Source organism: Collinsella sp. AM15-2 (assembly GCF_003471985.1).
In the GTDB taxonomy this organism is placed as follows: Bacteria; Actinomycetota; Coriobacteriia; order Coriobacteriales; family Coriobacteriaceae; genus Collinsella.
This window is the reverse complement of the sequence record NZ_QRKO01000010.1, coordinates 76771-85910: the sequence shown is the minus strand read 5'-3', so window position 1 is coordinate 85910 and position 9140 is coordinate 76771. Positions and strand designations below refer to the sequence as shown.

Below are 9140 nucleotides of genomic sequence, written 5' to 3'. Positions count from 1 at the left end.
TGGCTGCCCTGGAAACCGAATGACGGTACGAGCATCCATTCGGCTTCCAGGGCAGCCACGGGCAGAACAGGCAAACAGGAATAGGCGGCGACCCGCTACTCCCCCGCCACGCTTGCGCGCAGCTTGGCGGCGATGGGCTCGGATGCCAGCAGGAACACGAGCATGACCACGGAGCACGCCAGGCACACAATCCAGGTGCTCGCAAAGGAGCCCGTGGCATCGAACAGCACGCCCGAGACAATGGCGCCCACGGTGCCGCCGACCATCTCGAGCGAGGTAATGGTGCCCGTGACCTTGCCGAGGTCGGCCATGCCAAACTGCTTGGACGCGGCGATGGTAGGCGTGATGGTGCCCATGCACGTTCCAACACCAAAGCTCACAGCAGCGACAATAGGACCAAGGTCCGTCGTCGGGAAGCACAGCGCCACACAGGCGACAATACACGCAACGGATCCAAGGATATTGCCAAAGCGCAGGCCAAAGCGGTCATAGATGGCACCGAGCGAAATTTTGGCGATAACGACGGTGACCATGTAGGCCGAAAGCACGGTACCTGCCCACATGGGATCGTGGCCGCCCGTGACGATCTTGGCGCCGTTGACGGTAACACTCGTCATGTTGGTAACCTGGTTGGGCAGGATGGCGCCATTGACCAAGCCCATAAAGAGGAAGGCGACGACGAGCAGCCAAAATGCCGGGCTCTTCTTGATACGAGACCAGCCGACGCTAACCTCGGGGGCTGCCTTCTCGTTCTTATCACCCGTGGCAGAAGCAGACGGGTCGCCTGGATTCTCGCCGAGCGGCTTAAGACCGATCTCGGAAGGCTTGGTGCGGAAGGAATAGGCCGTGATGGGCAGCGCCGCCACCATGCAGATAGCCGCGAGCACCAGAAAGGCGGAACGCCAGCCAACGCTCACGATGAGCGAGCTCACGATGGGAGACAGAATAGCGCCGCCAAAGCCCGAGCCCGAAAGTGCGATGGAGATGGCAAGGCCTCGCTTGGCCGTAAACCAGTTGGCGGTCACTAGGCTGATGAGCAGGCGGGTCGAGGCGACGGCAAAGCAGCCCGAGACGGCAAAGAGCACGTAGACCTGCCACAGCTCACCGACAAAGCTCATGCCGGCAAGAACGGCAGAGGTGGCGATTACAGTGAGGGAGCCCAAAACGCGGCCGCTTACTTTATCGGCGACATGGCCAATGACAAGCGAGCCGATAACGCTCACCACAGTGGAGATGGCGTTGGAGATGTTGTACTGCGCAAGCGTGATGCCCAGATCGCTGACGATCAGCGGCTGAAACAGGCTCATGCAGTTGACGAAAATCGTGTAGCACGTGGCCATGATCACGAAGCCAGAGGCCACCACGAGCCAGCCGGGGAAGAACTTACGCTGCTGGGACATACTGCTCCTTATTTAACAAACGAATAGCCGGCGCCGGGCGCCGGTAGTGCCCAAGATTGCCTTGAAAGACAAGGGCATAGGCCTTACGGCCATGCCCGCAGGCTTGAAAGGCAAGGTTGGGTGCTACCGGTGGTCGGCGATATAGCCCAAAGCGACGGCGGTATAGGCCGCGGCACCGAGCGGCAGTTCTGCATCGTTAAAGCGCGCCTTGGGATGATGCTGAGCAAAATGCTCGTCCGTATCAGTCACGGCAGCGCCCACGGTAAAGTACGCACTCGGGATCTCGCTCGAGATCAACGCAAAGTCCTCGCTCGCCATGGCGTGGAACAACGGCAGGAAAGCTGCCTTGGGCAATGTCGCGCCCACATAGCCCAGCGATGCCTGGGTCATATCGTCATCGAGTACGAGCGGCGGAACATCCGAGAGCGTCTCGATGGTCGCCGGCGTGCGATACGTTGCCGCGACGCCATTGACGACCTCGGCGATGCGGGTCTTAAGATGCGCCATGAGCTCGACATCGAAGCCGCGCAACGTTCCCTCGAGCACGCAGGTGTCGGGGATGACGTTGGCCGCCAAACCGCCAGCGAACTTACCCACGGTAAGCGCGACCTCCTTGGCCGCCGGCACCTCGCGAGAGATAAGCTCCTGAAGCGCCAGGTGCACATGCACGCCGGCCGTGATGGGGTCGATGCAAATCTCGGGGCTGGAACCGTGGCCACCCTTGCCCTGCAGCGTGATGCGGAAACCGTACACGCCCGAGAGCGCCGGACTCCCATAGAGCACCAGGCCAAGCGGCGACTGGCTATTGACATGCATGGCAAAGGCGGCCTGGGGACGCGGGTTCTGCAGCAGACCGTCGGCGATGGCGGCGCGGGCACCCTCAAAGGTTTCCTCGCCCGGCTGGAACAGCAACTTAACTGTGGCGTTAGCGTCGACAAGCTCGGACTCGCGGGCCTTGAGCAAACGGGCCGCGCCGAGCAGCGCCGTCGCATGCATATCGTGGCCGCAAGCATGCATGCAGCCGTTGACAGAGGCAAAAGGCTCGCCCGACTCTTCCGCGACGGGAAGGGCATCCATGTCGCCGCGAAGCATGATGACCGTGCCGGCCTGATCGTCCGTGCACGTACCGTTGCCCTGGGCCGCCACGGCCGCACCGGCACCGATGAGGCCCACAACACAGGAGCCGTCGACGAGCGTGGCGAACGGGATGCCCATCTCGGTCAGACGTGCCTGGATATACGCAGAGGTTTGCGGAAGGCAATTACCCAACTCGGGCGTCTGATGCAGATCGTGGCGCCACGCAGCAAGCTTGTCTGCAAAAGCTTGAGCCTCGGCAACAAGACCGTCACCGATAGCGTCTTGCGCTGCCGGGGTGGCCTTGGGCGCTGGTTGCGGTTGAAGATCGGACAGAGCTGGTGCCATAGATGCCCTCCAGTAACGTTTTTGCAGCACGCACTTTGACAGCGTAAAGTGCAAGGCACAACTGTAAGGGCATGACATAAAAAACGCCGCCCTGGGAGGGCGGCGCAACAAGTTGTTTACAATTGCGGGCGAGATTTTCGGCGCAAGAAATCGAAATGCGTCTCGCTCAAGATAATCGACAAAAAGATGAGCGCAAAGCCGGCAAGCAGGCGCGAGGTGAGCGCCTCCCCCATCAACAACACCGAGAACAGCACACCCGAGGGCGACTCCATCGAAAGAAGCAACGAGCCCGTCGAGGCCGGGACGTGCGCCAGACCGACGTTTTGGACGAGCAGTGCCACGCACGTGCAGCCCACCGAGAGGAAGACCATCACGCCGATAAAACTCGGCGTCCACACGGACAGAGGCGCCTGAGTCTCGAATAGTAGCGACGTGATTAAGCTCAAAACGCCATTGCCCACAAACATCCAAAACGTGATGACGTTGATATCCATCTTGCGACCGTACTTGGCAGTCACCGCCATCTGGATGGCGAAGAAGATCGCGCCGCCCAAGGTAATAACATCGCCGGCATTGAACTCGACGCTATCGAGCGCTACCAGGCCAATACCCACCAGGCACAACAACGCTGCACCCAGGTTATACCGGGTAAGCTTTTCACCGCTCAGGACATAGCTTGCAAACGGCACAAGGATGCAATACGTGCCGGTCAAAAAAGCGCTCTTGCCCGCCGTGGTCTGTGCCAGGCCGATCGTCTGCAAACCGTAGGCACCCCACATGAGCGCGCCCATGCCAAGCCCGACGATCAGGTTGCGGGCATTGAAATGAGCGATGATGCGCTTATGGAAAATTGCAAACATAACCAGTGATGCCGGGAGAAAGCGAACATAGACCAGCTCGAACACCGGAATGGTGTCGAGTGCGTCCTTCATAGTGGTAAAGGAGTAGCCCCAGATAATCGCCACCGAAAGCAGTAGAACTTTCCAGAACAACGGCGAGCGTGCGCCGGCACCCCGGGGAATACCACCCGCGCCCAAATCCTCACGGGCTACAGGGCTATCGGGCATGTTTTCGATTTCGTTGGCAGCGTATTGGGCCATGGAACATCCTCGCACTCAATCTGGGCGTGGTGTCCGCACGCGTATGGCTGCGTGCCGCCTCATGGTCAAATAAAAACGGGACGCGCCGGACCCCCGGCACGCCCCGCTACTGTAGCAACAACCAAGCAGCTCATGCAATTCACTCAACTAAAGCGTCGAGCCGGAAGGCCTCGATGTTCCGTCAACGCCACATTGTCGCGCTAAATCAATTTGGTTGACTCCAGCTTTTCGATAATCCAGTCGTTGGCTTTGATGACCGGGCGGCGGAAGACCACACCCAGGGCCAGCGACGGAATCAGATAGCTCGCCAGAATGCCCAACTCAATCCAGTACTCCATATGGTAGGCGCCGGCCATGGCGGCATGCATGGCGTTGATGCCGTGGGTAAACGGCAGGAACGGGTAGATCGCCTGGAACACGGGGCCGGTCATCTCGATGGGGAACGTGCCGCCCGAACCGCCGACCTGCATGACCAGCAGCACAACGGCCAGGGCCTTGCCGATATCGCCAAACGACACCGTAAGCGTGTAGACGATATTGGAGAACACGAGACTCGCAACCCAGCCCGCCAGCACAAACTGCAGCGGGTTGTCGCACTGGATGCCAAAGAACAGGATGTCGCCCGCGCACACGAGCGTTGCCTGCAGCAGAGCCAGACCGCCAAAGAACAGGTAACGGCCCAGGTAGATTTCGTGCAGGCGCACGGGGATGAGCTCGTTGATGAGCTCATCGTCAACCGAGACCTTCATCATGGCCGCCAGAACAATCGAGCCCACCCACAGCGACAAAATCGTGTAGAACGGCGCCATGGCCGAACCGTAGTTGCGGATCGGATAGACCGGCTTGCGATCGAGCGCAACGGGGCCAGAAAGCGACACGGCCAGACCCTCGGGATCGTTGCCGATCATCGTCTTGATCGTGGCCAGATCGTCCGACATAAGAGCACCGTCGAGCTCGTCCTTGAAAGCGCTAATCTTGTCCGACGCCTCACCCAGTTGGTCAGAAGCCTTGTTGACGAGCTTTGCGGCTTTGGACAGACCCTTTGCGAGCGAGCCAGAGGCGTCGGTCAGACCGCTCACGGCGCTATCCAAGTCACCCGAGATACCGTTCAGGGAATCCAGAACGCCCGAGATGGTCTTCTTAAGCTCCTTGGCCTTAACCGAGAACGTGGAATCGTAGTCGGACTTGGCTCCCGAGATACCCGCCTTGGCATCGGCGATGGCCTGGTCGACCTCGGCACGCGAGTTGTTGACCTCCGCCATGCCGTCCGAAAGGGACTTTGCGGTCGCCGTCAGGTCCTTCGCATTGTTGCGGTACTCCACGGCAATTCTGCCCAGCGACGTAGCAACGGACTTGAGACCGTCTTTGAACTTGTCGTCACTCACCTGGTCGGCAAGGTTGCGGAGCTGATCGGCCATCGCATCGATATCGTCAGCACGCGTATTGAGCGCCGCTGCGGCTTCGTTGAGCTGAGACACCGTAAGGTAAACATGCTGATTCGCGGCATCGAATGCCTTCGCAAGCTCGGCGGACACGTTGTCGAACGAGCCCGCGCTTCCGTCAATCGCCGCGTCAACGGCATCGTTGGCGGCCTTGAGCGCTTCCCTGGAATCATTGATGCCGCTCTTGGCGTGCTCCATCAGCTGCTTCGTCGACTCATCAACGGTGCCCGTCTGCTTGAGCATGCCGCCCGCCGATGTCAGTGAATCGGACGTGGAGCTCAAGATGCCCGCAAGCGAAGTCGCACTGGCCTTGATGTCCTGCAGGTCCTCGACCGAATCGCCCAGCGTCGAGGACAGGTTGGCGATAAAGTTGCTCACTTGGTCGGTGCTCATGTAATCGAGCAGGCTGGACACTGTCTTAAGGCCGATGGTCGTGATGGTCTTGGTAAAGGTCTCGTTGACCTGGTTCTGAACGGCACTCGAGCCTTTTTCGGTCACGATCTGGGCGATGGCGTTGGCCTTCTGGTTCTCATAGAACTCGATATCGGCGTGTTTCACGTCGGTCGAGAAGAGCGTCATCATGTCGGAGCTAAAGCTCTTAGGGATTACGACGGCCGCATAGTAAGCGCCCGACTTAACACCGTCGATAGCCTTATCGCGATCGTTGAGCACAATCCAGTCAAAGTTCTCGTTACCACGCAGAGCGGCGGTAACGTTTTCGCCCACGTTGATCTCGACGGGAATCAGATCACTCTCGTAGCCCTCATCGGTGTTGACCACAGCGATCTTGAGGTTTCCGGTGTTGCCGTACGGATCCCAGCTGCCGGCGATGTTAAACCATGCGTACAGACACGGCACGATAATGAGGCCCATCACGACAACCAAGCCGATTACGGAGCGAGACACGTTTTGGACATCGCGCTTAAACAGATGCAGGATGTTCTTCATTTATGCCTCACCTCCTTTGGAGTGCTTGCCAAGCGGGGCGTTCTTTTCGTTCATCACAAACGTGTCATCCCCGTTCTCGGGCACATGGACCGCATCGCGATGACCACATTGGCTGACAGCCTGAGTCTTGGGTTCAGACCCCCGCTCGCTCGCATTCAAGCCGAACATGCGACGAGCGGCAGGGATCGCCGCTGTGTGCTCGCGCATCTCGCGACGCAGGTCCTCATCCGAAAGCGCCGAGATGCGCATCTGGGTATTGAGGCTCGCGCGGATATATTCGATATTGATAAGCCAGCCGCAGATGGCAATAACCGAGATGATCCAAATGACCAGCAGGATGATCTTGCCGTTATTGTCGATATCGAGAACCGTCGACAGGACAAAGAGCAGGACCTGAACGCCCACCACGGCGGCAAAACCGCCCTTGATGTAGTACGGGTAGCGATGCTCAAACGCCACGGCATGATCGAGCAGCTCGCGACGGTACGAATCCGAATCGAGCATGACGCGCATGGCCGTGCGCAGCGAATAGCGCTGGCGCGGTAGGTCGTTGGACTCGCAGATCATGAGACCCGTCGTGGAAAGCTGCTTATCAAAGAGCAGATTGAGGTTGAGCAGCAGCGGACGCAGCTGCAGACCGATAAAGAGCGCCACGATCAAGAACACGCCCAGAATGCACAGGTTAAACAGATAGTTGAACGAGTACATGCCGCCGACGGTCTCGCGCAGCAGATTGATGCCGTAGGTAAAGGGCAGCAGCGGGTGCAGCCACTGGAAGAAGCCGGGCATCATCTCGATGGGATACATGCCCGACGAACCCGGAATCTGCACGATAACCAGAATGACGCCGATTGCCTTGCCGATGTGCTTAAACGTAGTGGACAGCGCATAGATGATATTGACGTAGGTGAACGAAATAGCGATGCCGCCCAGTACAAAGAGCAGCGGATTGACGCACTGAACGCCAATGACCAGGTCGCCCACCGTAACGATAATGGCCTGGAACGCGCCCAGGATCACCAGCAGCAGCCAGCGGCCAAAGTAGCCCTGACGCGCCGTAAAGCTACCGATGCCCTCGCGGTCGACCTCGAGTTTATAGATAGCGATGAGCACATAGCCGCCTACCCACAGCGCCAGATTGGTGTAGAAGGGCGCGATGCCCGAGCCAAAGCTCTTGACCGGATAGATTGACTTGGACGTCAGCTCAACCGGAGATGCCATGAAATCTGCCACGTCATTGACGTCGACGTCCATGAGGTCGGCTAACTCGCCCATAGACTCAGAGGTCCGCAGCGCCGCAATGTCATTGGCGGCGGTCGCGAGCTTGTCCTGAACCTTGGCAAGGGAGGCGTCGGTTTGGGACAGTGTGGTCTTTGCCTGCTTGAGCGTGGCGTCGAGCTGCGCCAGCGTGCCGCGCGCGCTCGCTATCGTGGGGGTCATACCCGACACAATGCCGGTCAAATCGCCCGAAACGGCGGCAAAGGAATCAAGCGCGCTCGAAGCCTTCGGAAGTGCGTTCTGACCCAGATCGGTCTGAGCCTGACCGAGGCTAGCCGTACCGGTCTGAATTGCCGCGTTGAGTGCGTTGCTCGCGTTCGAGATTGCCGTAGCGTCGTTTGCCATGGCGCTCGACTGTGCAGAAAGGCCATCCTTGATGCTCTGCAGCTTCTGGTTTTGCTCGCGAAGCGAATCGATGGTCGATACAATGCGCGCGTCAATTTCCTCGGAACCTGTCGACGTGTCATTAACGAGAATCTCCAAGCGCCCGATAACGGCCTTATTGTGATCGATCGTCGCCTGGAGAGACTCGAGCGAGTTGTCGATGCGGGTGGTCGTAGATGTGACCGTACCCGTTAGCTTGCCAATCGCAGCGTTCGCGGAGGCTGACGTCTTGGTGAGTGCAAGGCTACCTTCCGAGAGTGCCTTGGAGAGCGAGGTGATAGAGTTGCCCGCCGTGGCGCGAGCCTCGCCCAGCAGGTCGTTGCCCTGGGAGATTGCCTGCGTCAGCGACGGTGCCTGACCTTGCAAGCCGGCAAGCGCCGCATCAGCCGAGGCGATAGCGCCACTCGTCTTATCGATGGCGGCATTCATATCGCCAATCGAATCGCGCACCTCACCCAAGGTGTCGGATGCCTCGGACACCGAACTCGTCAGCGAATCCTGAACCTGGGCGGTCTTATCCTTAAAATCGATGCCGGCATCCTTGGCGATGCCCGCTACGGTCTCGCCCACCGTGGAGACAAACTCCGAGTTGATCTGCTCCTCGATGGTGTTGGCACCGGTATCGGTGACCTTGGGCGCAATGGCGCTCTTCTTCTCATTGACGTAATAGGTGAGCTTCGGCTGATGGTAATTGCCATCGAGCATCGAGACAAGATTGTCGGAGAAGTTCTTGGGGATTACGATCGCCGCGTAGTATTCCCCGCTCTCGACACCCTCTTTGGCATCGGCAGCCGAGTCGACGAAGGTCCAGCCCAGCTGATCGTTTTCCTTGAGCTGGTCGACCACCTTATCGCCCGCATTGAGCTCGCCCACTAGGTCGTTCTGGGTGCCCTGATCGTTGTTGGCGATAGCGATTTTAATGCCCTGGGTGTTTCCATATGGATCCCAGTTAGCCACGATGTTGTACCAAGCGTACAGCGAGGGGATAACGCACACGCCCAGGGTAACCACCAAGGCGACGGGGTTCACAAGCAGTCGCTTAATGTCGCGCTTGAATATCGCAAAGGAGACCTTTGCATCGGATAGTTTGCTGCCGAGACTCACGCTTGGACCATCCATCCTGTCGTTGAATCAAATCGTACTATCAACAACCATTGTACGTAGGC

At 58.8% G+C, this 9140-nt stretch carries 5 protein-coding genes; all 5 read right to left on the bottom strand.

Features of this window, described 5'->3' with window-relative positions; genetic code table 11:
- Positions 1 to 95 precede the first annotated feature (95 nt).
- Positions 96 to 1400 (bottom strand): MFS transporter, encoded by a 1305-nt coding sequence (locus DW171_RS06010; RefSeq protein WP_118270714.1) that lies wholly within the window; start codon positions 1398 to 1400, stop codon positions 96 to 98.
- A 123-nt stretch (positions 1401 to 1523) separates the two neighbouring features.
- Complete coding sequence (locus tag DW171_RS06005; RefSeq protein WP_118270713.1) at positions 1524 to 2822, bottom strand: M20 family metallopeptidase; 1299 nt, start codon at positions 2820 to 2822, stop codon at positions 1524 to 1526.
- Between the two features lie 116 nt (positions 2823 to 2938).
- Positions 2939 to 3922, bottom strand: coding sequence for a DMT family transporter (locus DW171_RS06000; protein WP_118270712.1), 984 nt, complete (start codon positions 3920 to 3922; stop codon positions 2939 to 2941).
- Positions 3923 to 4122: 200 nt separating this feature from the next.
- The gene (locus DW171_RS05995; RefSeq protein ID WP_117640022.1) at positions 4123 to 6312 is read right to left on the bottom strand and encodes a YhgE/Pip domain-containing protein; all 2190 of its coding nucleotides are present in this window, start codon (positions 6310 to 6312) and stop codon (positions 4123 to 4125) included.
- Complete coding sequence (locus tag DW171_RS05990) at positions 6313 to 9078, bottom strand: YhgE/Pip domain-containing protein (protein WP_233539116.1); 2766 nt, start codon at positions 9076 to 9078, stop codon at positions 6313 to 6315.
- Positions 9079 to 9140: the final 62 nt, after the last annotated feature.